The 19,727-nt window shown below is 65.3% G+C and carries 20 protein-coding genes and 2 pseudogenes; 4 read left to right on the forward strand and 18 right to left on the reverse strand.

Features of this window, described 5'->3' with window-relative positions; genetic code table 11:
• Positions 1-354 precede the first annotated feature (354 nt).
• Positions 355-1,071 carry an SDR family oxidoreductase gene (locus tag KBX50_RS26165; RefSeq protein WP_307871074.1) on the reverse strand — a complete coding sequence of 239 codons (717 nt, stop codon included), beginning with the start codon at positions 1,069-1,071 and terminating at the stop codon, positions 355-357.
• A 124-nt stretch (positions 1,072-1,195) separates the two neighbouring features.
• Here KBX50_RS26165 and KBX50_RS26170 point away from each other — a divergent pair, with 124 nt between their 5' ends.
• Positions 1,196-1,795 (forward strand): TetR/AcrR family transcriptional regulator, encoded by a 600-nt coding sequence (locus tag KBX50_RS26170; RefSeq protein WP_210940340.1) that lies wholly within the window; start codon positions 1,196-1,198, stop codon positions 1,793-1,795.
• 547 nt (positions 1,796-2,342) lie between these two features.
• Here KBX50_RS26170 and KBX50_RS26175 read toward each other — a convergent pair.
• From KBX50_RS26175 to KBX50_RS26210, 8 genes are all read right to left on the reverse strand, one after another.
• The gene (locus KBX50_RS26175; RefSeq protein ID WP_210940341.1) at positions 2,343-2,807 is read right to left on the reverse strand and encodes a hypothetical protein; all 465 of its coding nucleotides are present in this window, start codon (positions 2,805-2,807) and stop codon (positions 2,343-2,345) included.
• An 876-nt stretch (positions 2,808-3,683) separates the two neighbouring features.
• Entirely contained in the window at positions 3,684-4,055 is a 372-nt protein-coding gene (locus tag KBX50_RS26180) for a hypothetical protein (protein ID WP_210940342.1), read from the reverse strand.
• 123 nt (positions 4,056-4,178) lie between these two features.
• On the reverse strand, positions 4,179-4,517 hold the full coding sequence (locus KBX50_RS26185; protein WP_210940343.1) for a hypothetical protein: 339 nt from the start codon (positions 4,515-4,517) through the stop codon (positions 4,179-4,181).
• 1,325 nt (positions 4,518-5,842) lie between these two features.
• Positions 5,843-6,139, reverse strand: a complete 297-nt coding sequence (locus tag KBX50_RS26190; RefSeq protein ID WP_210940344.1) for a hypothetical protein — start codon at positions 6,137-6,139, stop codon at positions 5,843-5,845.
• Positions 6,136-6,501, reverse strand: coding sequence for a hypothetical protein (locus tag KBX50_RS26195; RefSeq protein ID WP_210940345.1), 366 nt, complete (start codon positions 6,499-6,501; stop codon positions 6,136-6,138). Before KBX50_RS26195 ends, KBX50_RS26190 begins: the two co-directional genes overlap by 4 nt.
• A 149-nt stretch (positions 6,502-6,650) precedes the next feature.
• Entirely contained in the window at positions 6,651-7,862 is a 1,212-nt protein-coding gene (locus KBX50_RS26200; RefSeq protein ID WP_210940346.1) for a helix-turn-helix transcriptional regulator, read from the reverse strand.
• 275 nt (positions 7,863-8,137) lie between these two features.
• Complete coding sequence (locus KBX50_RS26205) at positions 8,138-8,701, reverse strand: GNAT family N-acetyltransferase (RefSeq protein ID WP_307871075.1); 564 nt, start codon at positions 8,699-8,701, stop codon at positions 8,138-8,140.
• 109 nt (positions 8,702-8,810) lie between these two features.
• Positions 8,811-9,413 carry a hypothetical protein gene (locus tag KBX50_RS26210; RefSeq protein ID WP_210940348.1) on the reverse strand — a complete coding sequence of 201 codons (603 nt, stop codon included), beginning with the start codon at positions 9,411-9,413 and terminating at the stop codon, positions 8,811-8,813.
• 118 nt (positions 9,414-9,531) lie between these two features.
• Here KBX50_RS26210 and KBX50_RS26215 point away from each other — a divergent pair.
• A pseudogene (locus KBX50_RS26215) lies at positions 9,532-10,127 on the forward strand (site-specific integrase); the annotation flags it as partial.
• A gap of 241 nt (positions 10,128-10,368) precedes the next feature.
• Here KBX50_RS26215 and KBX50_RS26220 read toward each other — a convergent pair.
• Complete coding sequence (locus KBX50_RS26220) at positions 10,369-11,136, reverse strand: hypothetical protein (protein WP_210940349.1); 768 nt, start codon at positions 11,134-11,136, stop codon at positions 10,369-10,371.
• A gap of 36 nt (positions 11,137-11,172) precedes the next feature.
• On the opposite strand from KBX50_RS26220, the pseudogene KBX50_RS26225 reads away from it, so the two are divergent.
• Positions 11,173-11,964, forward strand: a pseudogene (locus KBX50_RS26225) (tyrosine-type recombinase/integrase); the annotation flags it as partial.
• A 36-nt stretch (positions 11,965-12,000) separates the two neighbouring features.
• Here the strand turns inward: KBX50_RS26225 and KBX50_RS26230 are convergent.
• Together KBX50_RS26230 and KBX50_RS26235 are read right to left on the reverse strand one after the other, a co-directional pair.
• Positions 12,001-12,342 (reverse strand): hypothetical protein, encoded by a 342-nt coding sequence (locus KBX50_RS26230; protein WP_170863369.1) that lies wholly within the window; start codon positions 12,340-12,342, stop codon positions 12,001-12,003.
• Between the two features lie 414 nt (positions 12,343-12,756).
• Positions 12,757-13,209, reverse strand: a complete 453-nt coding sequence (locus KBX50_RS26235; RefSeq protein ID WP_210940350.1) for an SMI1/KNR4 family protein — start codon at positions 13,207-13,209, stop codon at positions 12,757-12,759.
• 31 nt (positions 13,210-13,240) lie between these two features.
• Here KBX50_RS26235 and KBX50_RS26240 point away from each other — a divergent pair, with 31 nt between their 5' ends.
• On the forward strand, positions 13,241-13,804 hold the full coding sequence (locus tag KBX50_RS26240; RefSeq protein WP_247674459.1) for a hypothetical protein: 564 nt from the start codon (positions 13,241-13,243) through the stop codon (positions 13,802-13,804).
• Positions 13,805-13,913: 109 nt separating this feature from the next.
• On the opposite strand, the gene KBX50_RS26245 is transcribed toward KBX50_RS26240, so the two are convergent.
• From KBX50_RS26245 to KBX50_RS26270, 6 genes are all read right to left on the reverse strand, one after another.
• A complete protein-coding gene (locus KBX50_RS26245; RefSeq protein ID WP_210940351.1) occupies positions 13,914-14,237 on the reverse strand; it encodes a hypothetical protein in 324 nt (107 codons plus the stop codon).
• Positions 14,238-14,353: 116 nt separating this feature from the next.
• Positions 14,354-15,271, reverse strand: a complete 918-nt coding sequence (locus tag KBX50_RS33000) for a DUF2199 domain-containing protein (protein WP_307871076.1) — start codon at positions 15,269-15,271, stop codon at positions 14,354-14,356.
• 205 nt (positions 15,272-15,476) lie between these two features.
• The gene (locus KBX50_RS26255; RefSeq protein WP_210940352.1) at positions 15,477-16,268 is read right to left on the reverse strand and encodes a hypothetical protein; all 792 of its coding nucleotides are present in this window, start codon (positions 16,266-16,268) and stop codon (positions 15,477-15,479) included.
• Positions 16,269-16,551: 283 nt separating this feature from the next.
• A complete protein-coding gene (locus KBX50_RS26260) occupies positions 16,552-17,337 on the reverse strand; it encodes an ATP-grasp domain-containing protein (RefSeq protein ID WP_307871077.1) in 786 nt (261 codons plus the stop codon).
• A gap of 218 nt (positions 17,338-17,555) precedes the next feature.
• Positions 17,556-18,335, reverse strand: coding sequence for a MerR family transcriptional regulator (locus KBX50_RS26265; RefSeq protein WP_210940353.1), 780 nt, complete (start codon positions 18,333-18,335; stop codon positions 17,556-17,558).
• Positions 18,336-18,339: 4 nt separating this feature from the next.
• Positions 18,340-19,128: an alpha/beta fold hydrolase gene (locus KBX50_RS26270; RefSeq protein ID WP_210940354.1), complete on the reverse strand. Its 789-nt coding sequence runs from the start codon at positions 19,126-19,128 to the stop codon at positions 18,340-18,342.
• Positions 19,129-19,727 lie beyond the last annotated feature (599 nt).

The raw sequence follows: 19,727 nt of genomic DNA on the forward strand, positions 1-19,727 counted from the left end.
AGTAACGCAGCACCAGCCTGAGCGCCCTGAGTCCTGATACGCCAAACCCAGCCTCGACCTTTGAGTGGCTGTAGCGCTCCCGACGGCGGTAGGTGGTGACGTCCTCGGACCCAGCGGACGAACCTGACGATGCCGGCTTCCCCAGGTGTCGGCTTCATCGGCAACCTCTATTCGGGCCAGTCCAAAGCCACCGGCACCTGCGCAGAACCCGGCGCAGGTGCCGGTGGTCTCGTCGCCCCCCAGCATCGGCCGCATCGGACGGGTGCAGCAAAGCTCCGCACGACCTACCTCGACCGAGAGCCATCGTCGTGATCAGCCGGGTCGATACCTCTCGGCCACAGGTTGAAGCCCGAGCTAGGCGCCGTATCCGCCGTCGATCCGGAGTACTGCGCCGGTGACGTAGGATGCCTGCGGGCTGGCCAGGAAGACGACGCCCGCGGCGATCTCCTCCCCCCTGCCGTAGCGCCCCATCGACGTCGTCGGAAGGAACACGGCTGCGGCCGGGCCGTCAGCCGGGTTGGCGTCGGTGTCGACGAATCCGGACTGGATGACGTTTACGGTGACTCCTCGGCCCGCCAGATCGCGGGCCACGCCTCGGCTGAAGCCTTCGAGGGCCGACTTCGTCGCCGTGTAATACGCCATCCCGGGGAAACCGGCCCGCATTCCCACACCAGAGCTGATGCTGATGATCCGACCGTCATCCGGCAGCAGCGGCAACGCCTCCCGGATCGCGGCCGCAGGGCTCCTGTAGTTGGCGGTGAGCTGGCGCTCGATGGCGGCCTCGTCGGGATCAACCTCGTCGATGCGGCCGCCACCACCGATGCCCACGTTGTTGACCAGTATGTCGAGCTTTCCGAACTGCTCGACCACCTGGTGGATTAGGCCGGTCGCCTGCGTCACGTCCGTCTGGTCGGCCCGGAACGCCGCCGCGCGCACTCCCTTCGCCTCCAGGTCGGCGACCACGGCCTGGGCACGGTCCTCCGCGGTTACGTAGCTGATCGCGACGTCGGCTCCTTCGTCGGCCAGCGCCAGCGCGATCGCGGTCCCGATCCCCCGCGATCCGCCGGTCACGATCGCCACCTTGTTGTTCAGCTTTCCCACTGCTGCCCACTTCCCGAGCACGACGAGTTATTGACTGACCGGTCCACCATAAGTAATGTGGACCGGGCGGTCAAGAACCCGTATCCTGGATCGCATGGCACGTCCGCGAGGGTTCGACGAGAAGCAGGTACTCAACGCCGTCCGTGATCAGTTCTGGGACACCGGCTACGCCGCGACCTCGCTAGAGGACCTGATGCGGGTCAGCGGGCTGGGCAAAGGCAGCCTGTACGCAGCGTTCGGCGACAAGCGCCGGCTTTTCCTCCGGGTGCTGCGCAGCTACACCGACAACAACCACGACCACCTGCGCAAAGCCCTCGCCGAGGCTCCGCGGGCCCTGGTCGTACTACGCGCGATCCTCGAGCCGCCGGTCGACGACCAGACCGTCGGCGGCAAACGGCGTGGCTGCCTGATGGCCAACAGCACCTTGGAACTCGGCAACGCCGATCCCGAAATCCTCGATCACGCCCACCGCACATACGAGACATCCACCGCGCTGATCGGCGACTGCGTCGCCCGAGCCCAACGCGAGGGCGACCTACCCGCCGAGGCCGATCCGATCGCACTGGCGCGCGCCCTCCTGGCTGCGCAACAAGGCCTGCTGTTCATGAGTCGGACCGGCATGGACACGGCCACACTTACCACCACAGCACGATTACTCGCCAATAAACTCCTGCCGGACCACCACGACGGCTGAAGCGGCCGGGGGTCGAGGGTCCGCACCAAGATCGGTATTTCCGGCTCTTCGATCAGTAGATTCCGGCGACCGGCCAGCGGTCATCGAACGTGATGGCGAAGGCAGGGAGCCACAACGCTGAGCGGCTGCTCGTGATCTCGTGGGACCAGGGGATATTCCTAGCTCACCGCACGTCTGACCGACGCGGTTCGTGCACTGCCAACAATCGATTCACGTTTGCCCTGGTCAGGGCCTATTGGTGGACCATACCTGGCAGAATCCGAACCACATTCCCCCAGGTCAGGGGCCGATCGTGACGGTTACAGCGATACGTAGACACACGGTCTAGGGGATCAACCCCACACCGAGTGTCACCCCCCGTGCCGCCGCTGGGGCATGCCGAGAACGCGACCACCGTGCGGGTCGAGGCAGACAAGACCCTGACCACCGATGGACCGTTCGTCGGGATGAAGGAGGCCGTCGGCGTTCTGTTCATTCTCGAGGCCGACAGCAACGCCGAGCCTTCAACTCATCTCACTGACATCGATATGGCAGCGCCTCCCAGCAATCACTCATTCCGCTTGGACAGGTTCTCCATCGTGTCGAAATCTTTGCTGGACAGCGTCGACCAGAACCGCAGATGCGCCCCGAGAACCAGGATAATGAGCACGTGCACGGCGGGGTTGGCTCCGCCTTTCTGAACCCAGCCTTCCCAGCCAATTGCAATACCCTTGGGCGATGCGCCACCCAAGGGCACGACAACTGGCGCGATCGCGAAGGACCAGATGACAAGCGAGATGACCGCCACAACAAAGCCCGCCCCAGTCGAGACTCTTATCCGGGCGGAACGCTTCCAAACTCCAATAGTTACGACGTAAAAGACCAGCCCGCTCAACGACGCGGTTGCGAGCATCTGGAAAACCGGAATGCTTGGGGAGGTAACTGCGACCAACTCGTTGTTCAGATCAAAGACCGCACCTGCACGGGCGCCGATAATCTGGACGTCAAGTATGCCGACCAGCAGAACATACACGACTCCCAACGCTACGCCACCAATCGCCCAAACGACAGTCCTCATTGACGAGCCTTCCCAATTTGTAAACAGCTTCAAGCAGTGGACCACCGTCCGCAGCTATCAGGGGGTGTTTGAGAAGGCCCTCTCAACCACCCCCTGAGCCGCAGACCTAGCAGTCATTTCCCTTAACGTTGCGACAAGCCTCCCGCACGGCGCCCTCAGCCTTCGGCCACGTGCCCTACAAGGAACACCGTATTGTGGGTGCTGCCATCATTCATCGGTCCCGTCCGCAAGTGGTCTGAACGTGAAAGTGTCCCCGTTGTCACGCATTAGATTAGTGGTCTTCAAAGGCGATGCGGCTGGTAATTCCTGCGACAACAGACTGGCTCCGGTACCATCGTCTACCGATGAAACCTTGGTCAGCATCGGCCTGAGCACTGTCGCATCCACGTCCGCTGGAAGCAGGTACGCACGCGCGGTACGGGTAGGATCGTTCCGACTCTCACCGGCTTCAAGCGCAAGACCCTTCCTATAGAAGTCCGTGATGGATCCACACGCGGCAGCCGTCACCTCGGAACCCCCGGGGACATGAAGTATCAGGCAGACTCTCGACGACCCCGAACGTCCGACCCAGTACTCCGCAACGCCATCTGAACCAAGATGTCGAAGAGTTTCCGGTCGCACAACACCGAGCGCATCTAGATCAACGTTCTTTGGGATGCGATCACCCGCCGTCTGAGAAGCGCCCAGCGCTGGCAAGATTTCCTCAACCTCGACTTTGTTGCTTGCTGCCGCAGGAAGAGCAGCAGACATGACGACTAGCGCCCCCGTAACCACCATAACCGCTAGGGCCTTACGATTCATTGAAGCTCCCAAATCGCGATCTTGTTTCGGTCAGGATGTCGCATAACAAGTCAGGTCCAAAGTGCCACTAATGTCGGGGTCCGCCCAAGGCCACTGCCAAACACACTTCTGTTTTGAGTTGGAGGCATTGCTGTGACTGAGATAGACGTCTCCCCCGGTGCTGTCCGCATACCCGATAGTCGTATAACCAGGGTAGTCATAATATGTCTCGATGATAACGGTTGCATTGCCGCCGTCCGCACTGAATGGTTCGGTAAACGCTCGGCCTCCACTAATTGCCGGACGAACCCCTGAGTAGCGATACTGCCACTCGACACTTGGAGTCTCGTTGGCATAGTAGTGACTGGCTGCTTGTGCCGCCGGAGCGGCAATGACCAGCAATGCCGCGGTCGCAAAGACCACGCTGCCAAGTCTCCGTAAGCTTCTCAATTTCTCACCATCAACTCTCCATAGCGCGCATACACGTCCACACTTCACCGAGTGATTCATGGAGCCGGATGGGCGATAACCGAATCGCCCCGAGGATCACCACAACACCCAACAGTTAATCTCGGTCGAACCCCCGACACCGGAAGCCTCCCAGTAGCACTTGCTTTGGAGCGTGGAGTACGACTGATGGGTCAGCGTGACGACGTACGGGTTAGGGCCGGACGCATAACCGACTTCGTCATAACCCGGGTAATCGTAATAGCTGATGATCGTACTCGTTCCCACGCCCACCGTCGCAGCAACCTTCCCACCCGCGATGGTCGAACGAAGCCCGGAATACCGAGGCCGACCTTCGGCCGTGTCAATATCGTCGGCGTATTTGAAACTCGCCGCATTTGCAGCGGGAATAGCGATCCCCGAGAACACAGAGAACATGGCGAGGAATATCCCAGCCCGCACGAAAGCCTGGGCACGGCGGGCCCTACGACTGCCATCAATCACCGCGTCTGCCTTAATGCCACTCACTTGTCTACTCACATCCACCTTTCCTGCGATAGTGCTGCTGCCCGGAGCCGCAGCTAAACTAGGTCTCCAGCCACTTAGTCGTTCGCAACTACTTCACGTGATTGCCCGTCCGGTCTCGAAGCCATGGCGTCCCAATACCTCAAGCGTTGGCGGTTTGCTAATCCCAGTGGACCTGATCCACCTATACCAACGTCCAGCGCACCGATCATGCATCGGGAATTAGCGCGGCGGGCTTCGCCAAGAACACCGGTCCTCCCAGGAGGCCTGGGAGTTGATTAGCCGTTTGCGACGGCCTCCAGATATCGCAAACGATCATTCTGGCCGGCAAGCCGTGATTTGCAACGTAGCACGCTCGCCCAACCCTCACAAGCTGCTCAATACTTCCTGGACTGGCAGATACACAGGTCTCGCATAGTCGATTAAAGGATCCTTGACCTGCGGCTTCGTGCGGTGTCGGGTCCGCTGAAGACGGGTGCGAGCCATCGGTGATTACGGTAAGCCGATCCCTACCAAAGTTGATCACGTAGGTGCAGAACTGAACCGTCAGGTCCCCAGGTTACCGGCGGCCCCGCCTGCAGACGCGCTCCGGCTCTACAGCCATTGGCCGGGTGAGGATCGGAGTGGAAATTGGACCCCTGTCTACCGTCAATCAGTCCTCGTTGTTGCGACCGATCGCTGCGGGCGGCAGCCTCCGTCACACGGCAAGCCTCGGCTGGGTTGAGGACGACGCCACCCTGGCGATGGGCTACCTCAAAGCCGCCGACGTGCTTACCACGCACTGGAAGGCACACCGCCCGAACGACAGCCTTGCCCTCCCGATCTCGAGCACTTACCAGCACGGAGTCGAATCGCTCTCAAGACGGTCATCAGCTGCGCCGCCCGCTGCCTGAGGGCCGTCGGCGACCTGGACACCGAAGTCCAGCAGACCCAACCTTGAGGCGATCCTGGCGGCAACGCACTCGATCGGTGGGCTCGCCGAGCGGCTGACGGGCTACTTCGCCCGGCTCGACGTCGAAGACAGCCAGCGGATTCCCGACGACGTCAAGGAGGTCCTGGACGCCCTACATGCCTTCGACCCGGCGGTGAGATCGTTGAATTCGGCTGGCGGGACTGGAAGGTAGCGGTCGCGTGGCTATCGAGTAGCGATTAACGCTCGCGGGCGATACTGGGACCGAGCCAGCAACCTCTTCGGTGTGAACTCACGGCAGGCCGGTCGGATCGGGCTCGATCCGAGGTCATCCGGCCTGGTGACGCCCGTACCGGTCGGGTCCGGTCGGCACGGTTGCTGTACTTCGCTGCTGTACTTCCGCCGGCTGCCGGGTCCAGCCGATGAAACGACGGTGCAGTGCGCCGGCCGGTGCCCAGGGCATGTCCTCGGCCGCCTTGACGAGATAGGCACCGAGGTAGAGGGCCAGCGACACCGGCGCGTCGGCGTACTCCGCGCGCAGCTCCCGCCGTCGGGTCGGGCACGGCCAGGGAAGGTCGCAGCCGCCGCAGCTCCAGATCGGCAGCACCGGGCCGTGAGTGGTCACCGCACACCACCCAGAAACCGGGCCACGCTCGCGCGGGCCTGCCGACTCGTCGCCCAGTCCACCTGCCAGCAGGGGTACGGGGCGAGCCGCGACCACCACGCCCGGCAGCCGACGCACATGCCGTCGAGCCCACGCACGTGCACCGCAAGGATCGTCCGCTCCGGCCCGCCGATCACTGCTCGCCCTCCTGCGGCCAGTGCCCACGATTGATCGGAATGCGGTGCTGAGCACGGCACGGCAGGTCGGCTCCGCACCGGCAGACACGCCGCCAGAGCTGCCAGGACCAGACCGGCCGATGTCGTCGGGCAAACGTCAACGCGGTGGCCGACAGGTACTCGTCGTACGAGACGCGTCGCACGCACTCTCCCTCGTCGCTCACGAGGGCTGCCTCTTCGCCCTCTGATTGAGGGGGACGCGGCGACCGGGCGTGACTCGCACCGCCCGCCGCATCCCGTGAGCGAGAAGCTACGGTCGGTTGCGCGGTGGAATGGGTAAGGTTCCTACCTCTGGATCACGAGACGAGTCCGACTCGGACGGCGAGGTCACGGGCGTCATCCCGGGTGGCACGCGGGCCGTCGAGCAGGTCCAAGGTGATCTGGCGGGCGTACCCGTTGTAGCGGATCGTCTCCGGGGCCGACTCGTACGCCTGCCGCAGCGTGGCCACTGTCGCTTCCGTGTCGTCCTTGCCGTAGTGCGCCCGCGCGACCTCGATCAGATGGCGTGCCCGACGCGGCCTCGACGGGATCGCCGCCGCATCGTGGCGGCGGGCCTGCCGCACCGCCTCGCCGGACTTCTGCAACTCCACCGCCACGGTCACCGCGTGAGCGCCCATGATGACCCGGGAAAACGACGTCTGCCGCTGGTAGAAGCCCTGCGGCAGACGCTGCGCCACCCGATCCGCGCGATCCCAGTACCGCCAGGCCCGCCCTTCCTCACCCGCACGAGCGGCCGTGTACGCGGCCTCGAAGTTCAGCGCACCCCACAACGCCAGCAGATTGACGCTCCCGTCGGCGGCCTGCGACTCCAGAGCCGACAGCACGTCCAGCGTCACCGCCATCGCGGTGTCCCAATCCCCGGCGTCCCGATGCACCTGGCACAGGAACCACCCCGCACCGGCCACCGCCTCCGGATCACCGCACTCCTGCGCCGCCACCATCGCCCGATCCGCCACCCGCCACAACAACTCGGCAGCCGGCTGGTACGCGATGAACATCTGCGCCAACCCGAACGTCTCCGCCAACAGCGCCTGCGCCTGCCGCCGCTCATCACCCTCGTACACCAACACGGCACGCTGCACATCCCGCAGCAACCCCGGCAACAACCCGCCCAGCACCGTCCGGTGATCCGACGCCCGATGACGCGCCCGCCACGCCACCGCAAGCCGCTCCCTCAGCCTGGACAACGACTCCGCCGGGGCGTCACCGGCGAACGCGACACGGTTCACCGCATCCCGCACCGACGCCAACGCCGGATGCTCCGGCCCATTGACCACCGCAGACCGGTCACCCAACTCCACAGCCAAGGCAGACACGTCGACCTTCAGAGCACGCGCGATCCGATCCAACATGGGAAGACGCGGCGGCAGGATCCGGTCCGTCTCCACCGCCTTCACCCACTCGGCGCTACGACCCACCAACCCACCAAGCACCGCCCGAGTCTTCCCGGACCGCTCCCGATAGACCTTCAACCGCTGCCCGAACGTCAACTCCGGTAAGGAATCCACCCGGAACCTCCTCGCGTAGCGCCGGAAGCACCACCGACCCATCGGGCCGCAATCACGCCCAACGCTACCGATCCGCAGACTGGCTCATAACCCTCACACGCCGGTGAGCCCTGCATCCTGGCAGGCACCCCGACCTCTCGCTTGTAAGTTCTGGGTGCTCCGCCCGGCAACGTCCATCCACGTACGCGACCTCGGGCAACTGTCGACGCTCAGCCGTCGACCAACGTCCTTGTCTCTGCTCGTTGCTGTCAGCTACCCGCGCCACGGAGTGCACGTCAGCCAGGGAGCGCCGCCGATCGTGACAGCCACTCCCGGGCCAACATCGCGAACACGAACCGGTCGGCCCACTCACCGCGAAACAAGTAGCTCTCGACATGCCGCGCCTCACACCGCATCCCCAGTCTGGTCATCAGCCGGGCCGACGCCTCGTTGCCGGCGTGGCACCGACCGTAGACGCGGTGCAGGCCGAACTCCTCAAAACCCCATCCCAGCAGCGCCCCCACCGCCTCGGTGGCCAGCCCTTGACCTGAGAACTCCGGATTGAAGACGTACCCAATCTCAGCAGTCTGGTCGGCCCGGCTCCGCCAGACCAGCTCAACAGTGCCAGTCACTCGTCCGTTCGCCTCGGCAGCCAAGGTCAGGACGTCACCCTCGACACGCAGCCCGTCCTCATGGGTCATCGCCGCGACCGACTTCTGCGACTGCTCACGGCTGCGCGGCTCGCTGCCGAGCATCCAGCGGCACACGTCGGGCCGGCGCTGGTACGCATACACGTCCTCCAGGTCGGCCATAGTGACCGGCCGGAGGGTAAGCCGGCGCGCACGAATTGGGGTGAACACGGCCGCAGCGTACGGGGTCCGGCCCGCAGCAACTGAATAGCTGGTCAGACGTTGAAGCGGACTCAAGAGCCCCGGCGCACCCTGTTCGTGATCGCCGCGGTAGTGCGGCCTACTGGTACGTCAGCGGCAGATACCGCTCCCGGCCGCTCTGCTCAGTCGTCTGCGTGAACCCGGCCGCCTCCAGGATCGCAGCGAACTTAGCCCGTCTGCGTCGACGAATGGAGACCAAAAGTAGGGTGACAGACATCAGCGCCGTCCAAGCGACGGCGGCGACAGCTGCGGCGCCGGCGGGGGACGTCTCTCGTAGCCCGAGCCCCACACCGAGGATCGCGCACAGCACGGTTAGGACGACATAGAGGAGCCACGTTCGCTGCTTGTCGTCGTTCCAGCCCTCGAGATCGTAGCTGATACGGGCCTTGAACAGATCCAGCACGTCGGCAGACACGGGGGGCAGCGCGCCCCCGGTGGAAGCATCCGGGTACTGCACTCGGTTCCGCGCGGCCCTTTCGCGGGCCTGCGGACGGGGATCGGGTACGAAGAACAGCTGCGGTCCGCTGCGGTGTCGCTGCCGTGTGTCCGTGTACGCGTAACCAAATTGCTCGGCAACAGCGGCCATATGGGCGAGTGAGCGCAACGTGGCCACCCGCTCCACCTCCACCGGCTGCCCGCCGGCCATCTTCCGCAACATTTTCCGCACGTGCCGCTGTCCCACCAGCGATCCCCCATCACATCGTTGATCAGACTTGCACAGCCTCTCGCCCGGGAAAGGCCGGAGGTCCATCCACCAGTGCCACGGTCCCGGTTGGGCTAAGCCACCGTAGCGGGTTCGAGAGGTGCGAAAGTTCCTGGAGTCCGCACGTGCCGACGAGGATCCCCTCTAGGCCGCGTACGCCCTAGTCCTCGTCACCGGCCTGCGTAAAGGTGAAGCGCTCGGTCTTACCTGGGCCGACGTCGACCTCGACGCCGGGGAACTGACCATTGGCCGGCAACTGCAACGCCTACGCGGAAAGCTCCTGCACCGCGACACCAAGACCCAGGCGTCCGACGCCACCCTGCCCCTGCCCGACATCTGCTTAGCCGCTCTCAAGCTCAGATAGCAACAACGCGACGAGGTACGAGCAGCCGGCGGCAAGGCGTGGCACGAAACGGACCTCGTATCCACCACCCGCTACGGCACGCCCATCGAGCCGCGCAACTTCCAACGCTCCTGGCAGACCCGCTGCGACAAGGCGGCAGTCACACCGATCACCGTCCACGACGCCCGCCGCACCTGCGCCACCCTCCTGGCCGACCTCGACGTCCACCCGCGAGTCGCCATGCAGATCCTCACGCCCGCTTCTCGATAACGATGGAGATCTACACCCAGGTCTCATCCAAGGCGACCAGGGATGCACTCAAGCGCCTCGGCGAATCTTTGACGCAATGACCGGCTGCTGTACTTCGCTGCCGTACGGACAGCAGAAAGGCCACCTCCCGAACGCCGGGAAGTGGCCTGAGCTGCGTGGGCAATACTGGGATCGAACCAGTGACCTCTTCGGTGTGAACGCGGGCACGGGGCACCGTTGGATGTCATCCGATGCCGTCTTGCACTGCATAGCAAGGCTTCACTGCTGTCTTGTGCCGTCTCCTGCCGCCCGCTGCTGGTCGTTTCGATGCCTCCGCGCCGCCTATCCCGCTTGGAAGCCGGCCGGCACCTGCGGGTCGCCCACCGTCGCCCTGGCAGCGCTCAGCACGGCCCGGAGCGGGGTGTGTGGAAACCCGTCGCCCGTGCCGGAATCCGGCCCTAGCCGCGTGCTGTAAAAGGGTTCGCCGTCGCGGTCGGCGTCGTCCTGGTGGGCCCAGAGGTTGCCGGCCTCGTCCCGCTGCCAGATGACGTTCTCACCACGGAAGTCGGCGCGATCGAGCCAGTCAGCGCCGCACGGCCAGTAGCCCTCCCACTGCGGAGGACGTAATGCGGCGTAGGCCTCGTCGACGGCGGCGACGGCCTGGTCCACGTCGTCATCGTCAAAGACGGCAGCGAACCGGCACAGCAGGGCCAACGGAGCCCCGGGGTGCTGCAGCTGCGGATTCCGCGCGGCAATCGCCCGGCAGATCAGGTCGAGTTCGGGCCAGCGCAACGCATGCGGGTGCCAGTGTGCGAGGTCGTCCCATCCGAGCTCGGCTGGCTCGGCCAAGTCAGGGGTGGTGATGCCCAGGCTGTAGGAGTCGGCGGAGGCGTCGATGCTCAGTACGACGTGGTGGCCATCGCCGACCTCGAAGGCCACGTCGAGTGACGAGTCGGCGGAGTCCTCATCCGCATCGTCGTCATCGTCGTCGAGCAGGCCTTGGAGGTCACCAAGCCGATCCGCCCCGGGCCCCTCCTCGTGGGCAAAGGTGTACCGCGCCCAGAACACCGGATCGTGCAGTGACTCTTGCAACACTGATGGAATCGCCACCAAGAGCACTATAGAGACCGCACCAGCGGCATCCCGAAGCGGCGCTGCTGCGCGGTCGGCCGGTGCTGCCAGGCGGTCCTGTCGACGCGCACGGTCAGCGACATCCGGGCCGCACTGCGGGCCGCCCTCACCTACGCCCAGGCCGAAGACCTCATCACCCGCAACCCGGCCGTGCCGGTCACCCTGGCCACCGTCCGTCGTCGACGGGGCAGGAGCTGGTCCAGCGACGAAGCCCGCCGGTTCCTCGAATCGGCCCGCGCCGACGCCGAACCGCTCTACGTCGCGTACGCCCTGGTCCTCGTCACCGGCCAGCGCAAAGGTGAAGCCCTCGGTCTCACCTGGGCCGACGTCGACCTCGACGCCGGAGAGCTGACCATCGGCCGCCAGCTCCAACGCGTACGCGGCAAGCTCCTGCACCGCGACACCAAGACCCCGGCGTCCGACGCCACCCTGCCGCTGCCCGGCATCTGCTTGGCGGCTCTCAAGCTCAGACAGCAACAACGCGACGAGGCACGAGCAGTCGCCGGCAAGGCATGGCACGAGACCGGACGCGTATTCACCACCCGCTACGGCACGCCCATCGAACCGCGCAACTTCCAACGCTCCTGGCAGACCCGCTGCGACAAGGCGGCAGTCACGCCGATCACCGTCCACGACGCCCGGCGGACCTGCGCCACCCTCCTGGCCGACCTCGACGTCCACCCGCGAGTCGCCATGCAGATCCTCCGGCACGCCCGCTTCTCGATAACGATGGAGATCTACACCCAGGTCTCATCCAAGGCGACGAGAGATGCGCTCAAACGCCTCGGCGACTCCCTCGACCGGTGATCTACCGCCGCCGGCCGCCGCGAACCTGCACTGGGCTCAGCTCTCGTCGGCCTCAGCGGCCGGCAGGTCGAGATAGGCCAGCAACCGCAGTACCCCGGCAAGGTGTTGCAGGTCGTGCCAGAGCACCGGCCCATCACCCGCCGGACGGCGCATCAGCGCACGCAGCTCCGCCAAGTCGTCACTGCTCTGCCCGACGTCGATTCCCGATGCCGGGTCCTCCACCATCCCGAAGGCGGATCGCAGGTCAACGTTCCAGTAGTGGTCGACACCGAGGCGTGACACATCAATCTCCGCACCGAACCGCTTCTGCGCGGCGTCCAGTAACAGCACGCACACCTGCCGGAGTTCCTCGACCCTGAGCATGTGCATCTCTGTCATGTGCACCGCATTCCCGGAGGTAGTGACCGCCGCTGCTGTACTTCGCTGCTGTACGGGCAGCAGAAAGGCCACCTCCCGGAGCTGGGAAGTGGCCTGAGCTGCGTGGGCGATACTGGGATCGAACCAGTGACCTCTTCGGTGTGAAGCGGGACGCTGCGCCCACTCTGACCTGCAGAAACGAGAACCCGCAGGCCGTGGTGGCTGCAGTTGAATGCCGTTCGACGCCGCTGGGCGCGGTTCAGGGCCGTTCAGCGCACCCGGCTGCTCCCACATTGCTCCCCGATCCCCGGTAGGCGGCTCGCGTCCTGGCGCGTCGCTTCGGCGCGTCTCCGAAACAACAACGCCGAGGCAGCGTCACCGGCGCGCTGAGGCAACACACGCACGGTCGGGGGCCAAAAGCGGACCGCCTGGCCGTTACAACCCGAGTCCACGGCGCGCGACGAATTCCAAGACGTCGGCCGCCTCAAGCTCCGGGTCGCCTCCATCGTGGAAGTGGAACCAGACCTCCTCGCGGCAGTGACCATCATCAACCGGGAACCCCCAGTGGTCACCGGTGCCCACCGGTGCTATCGCGATGAATGCCCGGTCAGGGAACTCACGGTCGTTGACCGACTTGACGTCGTCGTCGCCGAAGGCGGCGCCGACGATCGGGAACAGTTCGAGACGGCCGACCAAGCCACCGCCGTAGCGCATCATGAAGGCCTTGTACTTCTCCGGCAACGTCACGCCGAGCTGATTCTCCAGGTCGGCGACCTCGGCGGCGGTGGCGGTGCGTCCGTCGATGAGCGCGAAGCCGTGCTCGGCTAACGAGGCCACCGATTTCCGACGCAGCGGCTCGACCAACGCGTCGAACTCCACAACGTTCATACCGATCAGTCTGCACACCCACCCGTACAACATGTGTGCGCGGGTCGCCAGCTGCGGACACGAGCCGCTGACCTTCAACCCAGGTGGAGGCATCTGCTCCTCAGGTTCGCCGGCTGCGCCGCGAATATCGGATGATCTGTGCATGAAGATCGTCCATCTGCTGCAGGCGGGAGTAACCAAGCCGCACGTGGATCGAGCGGCCGGTGCCACTTGGCTGGCCATGGTGTATGACAGCGCCAGGGCAGTGCACGGTGTGGTCACGACGTCTGTCGAGGAGCCGACGGTCGGCCGAAACCACTACCGGGTCGGTGTGCGACTGCGTGATGCCAAGCCGTTGAGCATTCTCTTCAACGCCGCGGTCCTCCTGGTCGCCGCAGCCGAACAGCAAGACCCAAACATGATCAACCCGGTGTTCGTTGACGTCCCCGGCCGGAACATCTACCGCCGCACAGGGCTGCGGGTCGCCACCAGGGCAGAGCTGAACCAGCCGCTCCACGAGCGGCACCTACATCTCCTGACCGAAGAAGAACGCCGGGATTTCGCCTACCACCAGCCGAGCCGACTCGGAGACCTGCTGTTCAACTGGTTCGACTGAGCTACCCCTCCGCGCGCACCGTGCGACAGATCAAGATGCCGGGCTCCGCGCTGCCTTTGTCGTTCCCCCTCGGAATAGGGCTCAGGTGCGGGCGGGTGTAGCCAGCGCTTCAGGCGACCGGGAGGTCGATCCGTCGTCCGGTTCCGTCCGGAGCCCCGTCATCGGTGACTATGGCGAACGCGCCAGTCGGCACGCTGTCGAGAGTCGCTACCCGTGACGCGGCGGTCAGCAAGGTGGCCTCGGTCGCTCCGGCGATGAAGAAGACATACACGTCGCCGAGCTCCTCGCCGTCGTCGTACACCTCGACCGCGCCTTCGTCTTCCAAGTCGACCAGGAAGTCCTCGACCTGATCGATCCAGGGGAACGCATAGACGCCCGGGTCAAGACCCGGAGTTGGTACCAACGGAACGTGGATCTCGACGATGCTGGCCATGCCGACATGATCTCCCAGGCGGAGGCGAAAGCGAAGCGGATGGAAGCAGGGCTGCCAACGTGCGCGGTCTGCAGCAAATCCGTGCGCTGCCCTTTCCCGGGTGACTCTGCCGCGGATTACACAGGGGACTGACCCGCGTCTTGTTCGGTATTGTCGTACCGCGCCGATCGCCAGACCTGTTGAGCCCACGCTTGGTCGGAGGCGTCGTCGTGCATGCACGTGACACAGAGGATGCCTTCGGAGGTCGCGGCATAACCGTAGAGTTCATGCTGCGGCTTACCGTCGACGACCACTGTGAGCCAGAATGCCCGTCGCACCACCTCGCCGTCTTGCTCCGACAACTCGCCGTCGCACCGTTCGGGCAAGTCCCCGCTGAATTCGGCGATCGCAGCGTCGGCTGTCATGGCTTTCGAGGTATCGAACGCCTCGATGTGAACGGTCCGGCCGCGTCCGGCGAACATCATGATGCCGTCGGCCGTTCGCGAGCCCAGACCGGCGGTGCGTTCCACGGACCAGCTCGCGGTGATCTGCTGGCGGACCGAGAGCGGCAGCGGGTGCCAGATCCGACTGAGCACATCGTCGCGGTCCCACGCCTCGGTCAGCACCCGCGACAACAGACTGTCCCGTTCCGCGACCAGATACGGCAAGGTTCCGGCATCGCGGACCTCCGCCCCGGCAACCTCACCGAGCAGCCCGGGCCATGGTTCGATCGCGTTCGCAACCTCACCCCGGAGCGTGAGATCGGCGTACTCGGGTGTGGTCCAGACCGCGTTGGCGTGGCGCAGCTGCTCGTCGTCGAGCTTCAGCCAGACCGAATACGTCACGCTTGCGACCCCGGTCAGGTGCACCGGCATGAGACAGCGCAGGAAGCCCCCTACGCCCTCGATCCGCTGGAAATCGGAGTTTCCCCAGGCCGACGCCCGCTGCTCGGCAGGCAACGCCAGGATCGCGTCCGGCAACGACGACCGGATGTCAAGGTCAACACCATCCAGAGGCTCACCGCAGCACGAGCAACCAGGCACATGATCGAACACACCGGGACTGTACGAGAAGCTCACCCCAGCGTCGAACGCCAGCAGGCACCACGACGCGTCCGCCCGACGAGCCCACGGCACGGCCGCCGAAGAGAGGCGACACATGTTGGGCCGCCCGTCGCGCCCGGTGCGCCGCAGTCGTGCGCGTTGAGGGCGGGCTTGAAGGAGCCGCAACCACGGAAGCGTTGTGCAGCCCCCTGTCGGGTCAACTCGCTCCTGTTGAAGACGGCCACTGGGGCAAATCGTTCAGTGGGCTGCCAGCAAGTCGCCACGAGCGGCGTGGGCTGAGGTAGCTCAGCTGTCCGGGGCACGAAAGATGCTGGGAGAGGGCCTGAACGGTGCAAAGGGCTAGCTGTGTGATGACGGCAATCGCATTCTGACCGGTGTATCTGGTGACGCCCCATTTGCCTCGATTATGCGTAGCGACACCGATCTCGGGTGCTTGCCTGAAGTGCTTCCGGTCCTGGTGAGCGGTGGCGTGGCGCAGTCTAACCAGCGAGTCCAGCCACTTCGCGGCGTCCGGCCCGCGTCTGGTGCGCTCTTCCAGATGAGCTTGATCATTGAAGGCGACCCACCAGTCGGCGTCTATTCCGATCTCGCGTGCCCGCGCAGCGAAGGAGAACCACCATGACGGCATCGGGTCAAGGCCAAAGTATGCCCAGTAGAGCTTCCTGACATTGGCCGAGGACGGCGCCTGCAGCTTGGCGGCCGGGAACCACTGTCCCAGCTCGGCGGGAACGGGCCTTGCCGCAGTCCTCATTAGGTACTCGTGACCCGCGCATACGAGCTGCTCGTTGAAGTCCTCCCAGGCTGCAACGGCTATGACAGCAATAGCTCGGTACATGGCGCGTGACTCAACGTTGAGGTTGCCACCAGCGGAACCTCGCTGCTTCGCTTTGCGGTAGTTAACGCGCCCGGCCTCGGCGTCGAGCAGTAGCGCATCGTCAAGAGCTTTGATGAAACGCTCGAAGGCATCCTGGAAAACGTAGCGGGCCATCGGTCTCCGATCAGGCTGAACTGAACAACCAAGCCGTGGAGCGCTTGTGCTGGGCTGGGGCCGACGGAACTGGCCTAACCACATCCTTCCGCAGATGCTGTCGCACTTGTAGCACCCTACTGCGGCCTAATTGTATGGCCGAGGGGGACATCCTCACTTTGGCAGTTCCGCTCATCCCGCTCCCTGCAGCATGGGCCGGGCCACCGACGGTAGGCCATTACAGTCGGTAGCGATCGGATCGCGGCAGATCAGGATGCCCCGCTATGGGATGCACATACGACAGTCAGAAGGTGCCGGCGAGCAGTGCGGTGATCAGCGTGCTGGGCTCGGTGGTGGTTGGGCGGTCGCTGACCTGGCCGTCGCCGATCTCGATGATCCGCCAGACTCCGTCGGCGCGTAGGGCGAGGTCGACTGTGATGAACGGCAGGCCGAGTGCGGCGATGACCGGTGTGACCGCGTTCAGGTCCAGGTTGTGGGGTGGGACGTCGTTCGGGGTGTGCGCGCTGACCAGGGCGCAAACGCCGTTGACCCACCAGGTACGCGCCTCGACGGAAGTGAACCGCTCATAGCGGCGGAGGACGAACCCGCCGACGAAGTCGTCCTCACGCAGGTGCCGCAGACGGCTCGCCACCTTCCACGCCGTCTCACCATCGGCGAGGTCGGGGATGAACGCCGCCTCGTGCCAGTAGTGCTTCATCGACTTGGTGTAGTCACGTAGGACGGCCGGGCCGGTGCCCAACTCGACGCGCACCCGATCGAAATCGGCGCGCAGGTCACTCCTGGTCCACACCGACGTAGGGGTGTGTGCCGCCAGCGCGGCGTACCAGCCGGGCAGCTCGTGGGCCCGCCGGTACTGCTCAGGCGAGGTTCGCAGCGTCACGCCGCGCCGGGCCAGCGCCTCAGCGAAGGCCACGTACTGCTCGCTGCGCAGCATCCAGCCCCGGTAGACCGCCTCACCGCCGGCGGGCACCAACGCCACCGCCTCATCCACACGCCCCGGCCTGGTCAACGCATCGTGATCGACCACCGCCACGTCGAGCCCGGCATCACCAGCGGCGACCGCCTCCACCCTGAAATGCTCGTCGGGACCCCGCGGTCGCAGTAGATCGGCAGGAACCAGCAGCATCACACCCCGCATCGTGCCCAACCCGGCCAGCAACCTCCACGCCATATTCCAAACGCATCGCGATAAGCGGGTGCCAGAGCGGGCGTGCATTCCGGGGCGATGACCCGATCCAGGCAGGTGACGGGGTCGGAACCGTGGTACAGCCGCCGTGGGTGACCGCCTCACCGTCGAGGAATCGCGATGCCGGCAGCGCGCAGCCGCGCTTCGATGAGTGCGGTCAACCGAGCTGTGGTCGGCGCCTCGTCAGCCCGGTGTTCGTTGACCACGTTGTAGCGGGTGGCGGCGTCGGGGCTGGAGAAGAAACCGTCCATGTGTGTCTGCATCACCGCCCGTTCAGTCAGCAGGTTGTCGGCCATCTCAGCTGCGAGCTCGTCGAGGCGCGGGTCGTCGGGCTCCCAGGACAACGCGTCCCAGGTTCGCTTCCACAGCCTCACATACTCGGGATCGTCGAGCCGGCGCTCGAGCTGGGTCACGAAACCGTCGAAGAACGCTGGGGCCAGCGCGCGAGCCAGGACTAGGGCCTCCCGTTGCAAGGCCACGACGTCGGGACCGAAACCCAGCGCGGTCATCCGGTCCAAAAGGGTGCAGGCGCGGTCGGGAAGCAGCGCCCGGTCGCTGTCAGCGAGTCGACGCAGTGTGTCGCGGCGGGCGATAAGCTCCGTGATCCGGTCGGTGAGCCGTCGCTCGACGTCAACCACGGCGGCGGCGAAGCGCTTCGGATCAGCGTCGAGCAGTTCACCGATCTCGGCGAGCGGCACGCCCGCCTCGGCCAAAGTACGGACCTGGACCAACCGGAGCAGGTCGGTGGAGGTGTAGCGGCGGTAACCTGAGGAGTCGCGGCGGGGCTCGTCGAGCAGGCCGAGACGGTGGTAATGCCGCACCGTCTTGACCGTGACACCGGCGAACGCGGCCGCCTTCCCGATCGTGAGCCCTCCGCCCATGGGCTCAGTCCGTCGTGCGGGTGCCGGTAGGCGCGAGTTCACGCACCGCCCTGGCGACGGCAGGAAAGTCCTTGCGCAGGATCGTGCTGTGGTTGCTCGCGACCTTCGCGCTGATCGCGAGATTCGGGTTGCGGGAGAGAATCGGATCGAGTGCGGCGCGTCCCTGTTCCATCTCGTCGCCCTCGTTGCCAAGGCTGGCTCCGGTCGCCAGGACGAACCGCAGTGGGCAAACGATGCGTTCCAGGACCGGCACGCTGGCGGCGGCGATCTCGTTGAGTTCGATGTTGACCTCGGCGTGCTGGTCCGCGCTCATCCGAGCGCCCATGCCGAACCGACTGGTGATCGGCAACAGCAACCGCACCCGGCGAAACTCCTTGCGGATGCGTTCCCGGCCGGCGACGCCGGTGAGGCCAACCGGGAAGGCGTCCACGGTAACGACGCCGAGAACACGATCCGGGTTCCGGTCGGCCCAGTGCCACGACAGGATTCCGCCGTAGGACCACCCCACCAGCAACGGCCGGTCGACTCCCCGGGATGCAAGGACGGCGTCCAGATCTCGCAGGCAAGCCTCGAAGGAGTAGTCGGCGGAACGCTTCGACCGGCCGCGGGCGCGCTCGTCGTAGGTGATGTGGCGGTATTCACCGCCGAGCTCGGCGATGACCCGCCGCCAATGCGACTGGTCGGCGTAGGCGCCGTTCAGGTACACGATGGGCGTGCCCGAGCCGCCGGTGTCGGTGACCGCGAGGGCTGTGTCGTCAACGGGAAGCATGCCCGTCCAGGGCGAACTGGCCATGCGTTGAGCCTATGGATTGACCTTAGGTCAAGGTCAACCGTTGTACGAGGGAGCCGATGCCACATCGACTTTGGCCACTGAATCGTCGATGAACGTGAGGTGCCGCGACTTACCTCGGTAGTTGCGTCGACGGTTCCCAAGCCTGCGTCGTCGACCGATAGCGGTCGGAAGGACCCCAACCTGGCGAGACGCTAAAACTACATAACCGACCAAGTGCGTGAATCAGACGTCCTCTGAGGTGTGCCGAATGCAGTTCCTACAGCGCGCGGCCCCGATGCTGTCGGAGCCGCCGTTCGTAGCGCTGTCTCCGGTGGGGTCGGCAGCCGCCGACCGGATAGCGCAGGTGTCGACCGTGGCGAGGCGGCAGGTCACGGCGCTGGACGGACCTGCCGCTGCGTCATGGGTGTTCCCGGTTGCGGCGACGGAGCCGGGCCAGCCCGGGATCCGGACGTTCGAGCGGGCCATGACGGTTACCTAGATCGATACCCACAATCTGCCGACCGTCGTACTCTGCCTGCATGAGGGGCCTCCTTCGTCGTGAGACGTGGGCACCCCGAGCATTCCCGCCCGGGAACCACGAGGAGCGAGGCCCTTTCAGC

The organism is Micromonospora sp. C51 (assembly GCF_018070435.1).
GTDB classification, from domain to species: Bacteria; Actinomycetota; Actinomycetes; order Mycobacteriales; family Micromonosporaceae; genus Micromonospora; species Micromonospora sediminimaris.

Bases quoted from the DNA above. Each gene is read 5' to 3' on its own strand.
- KBX50_RS26170 (WP_210940340.1), top strand. From the start codon at position 1,196: ATGGCACGTCCGCGAGGGTTCGACGAGAAGCAGGTACTCAACGCCGTC.
- KBX50_RS26185 (WP_210940343.1), bottom strand. From the start codon at position 4,517: ATGTTCTCTGTGTTCTCGGGGATCGCTATTCCCGCTGCAAATGCGGCG.
- KBX50_RS26230 (WP_170863369.1), bottom strand. From the start codon at position 12,342: ATGACAGAGATGCACATGCTCAGGGTCGAGGAACTCCGGCAGGTGTGC.
- KBX50_RS26235 (WP_210940350.1), bottom strand. From the start codon at position 13,209: ATGAACGTTGTGGAGTTCGACGCGTTGGTCGAGCCGCTGCGTCGGAAA.
- KBX50_RS26240 (WP_247674459.1), top strand. From the start codon at position 13,241: ATGTGTGCGCGGGTCGCCAGCTGCGGACACGAGCCGCTGACCTTCAAC.
- KBX50_RS26245 (WP_210940351.1), bottom strand. From the start codon at position 14,237: ATGGCCAGCATCGTCGAGATCCACGTTCCGTTGGTACCAACTCCGGGT.
- KBX50_RS26255 (WP_210940352.1), bottom strand. From the start codon at position 16,268: ATGGCCCGCTACGTTTTCCAGGATGCCTTCGAGCGTTTCATCAAAGCT.
- KBX50_RS26265 (WP_210940353.1), bottom strand. From the start codon at position 18,335: ATGGGCGGAGGGCTCACGATCGGGAAGGCGGCCGCGTTCGCCGGTGTC.
- KBX50_RS26270 (WP_210940354.1), bottom strand. From the start codon at position 19,128: ATGGCCAGTTCGCCCTGGACGGGCATGCTTCCCGTTGACGACACAGCC.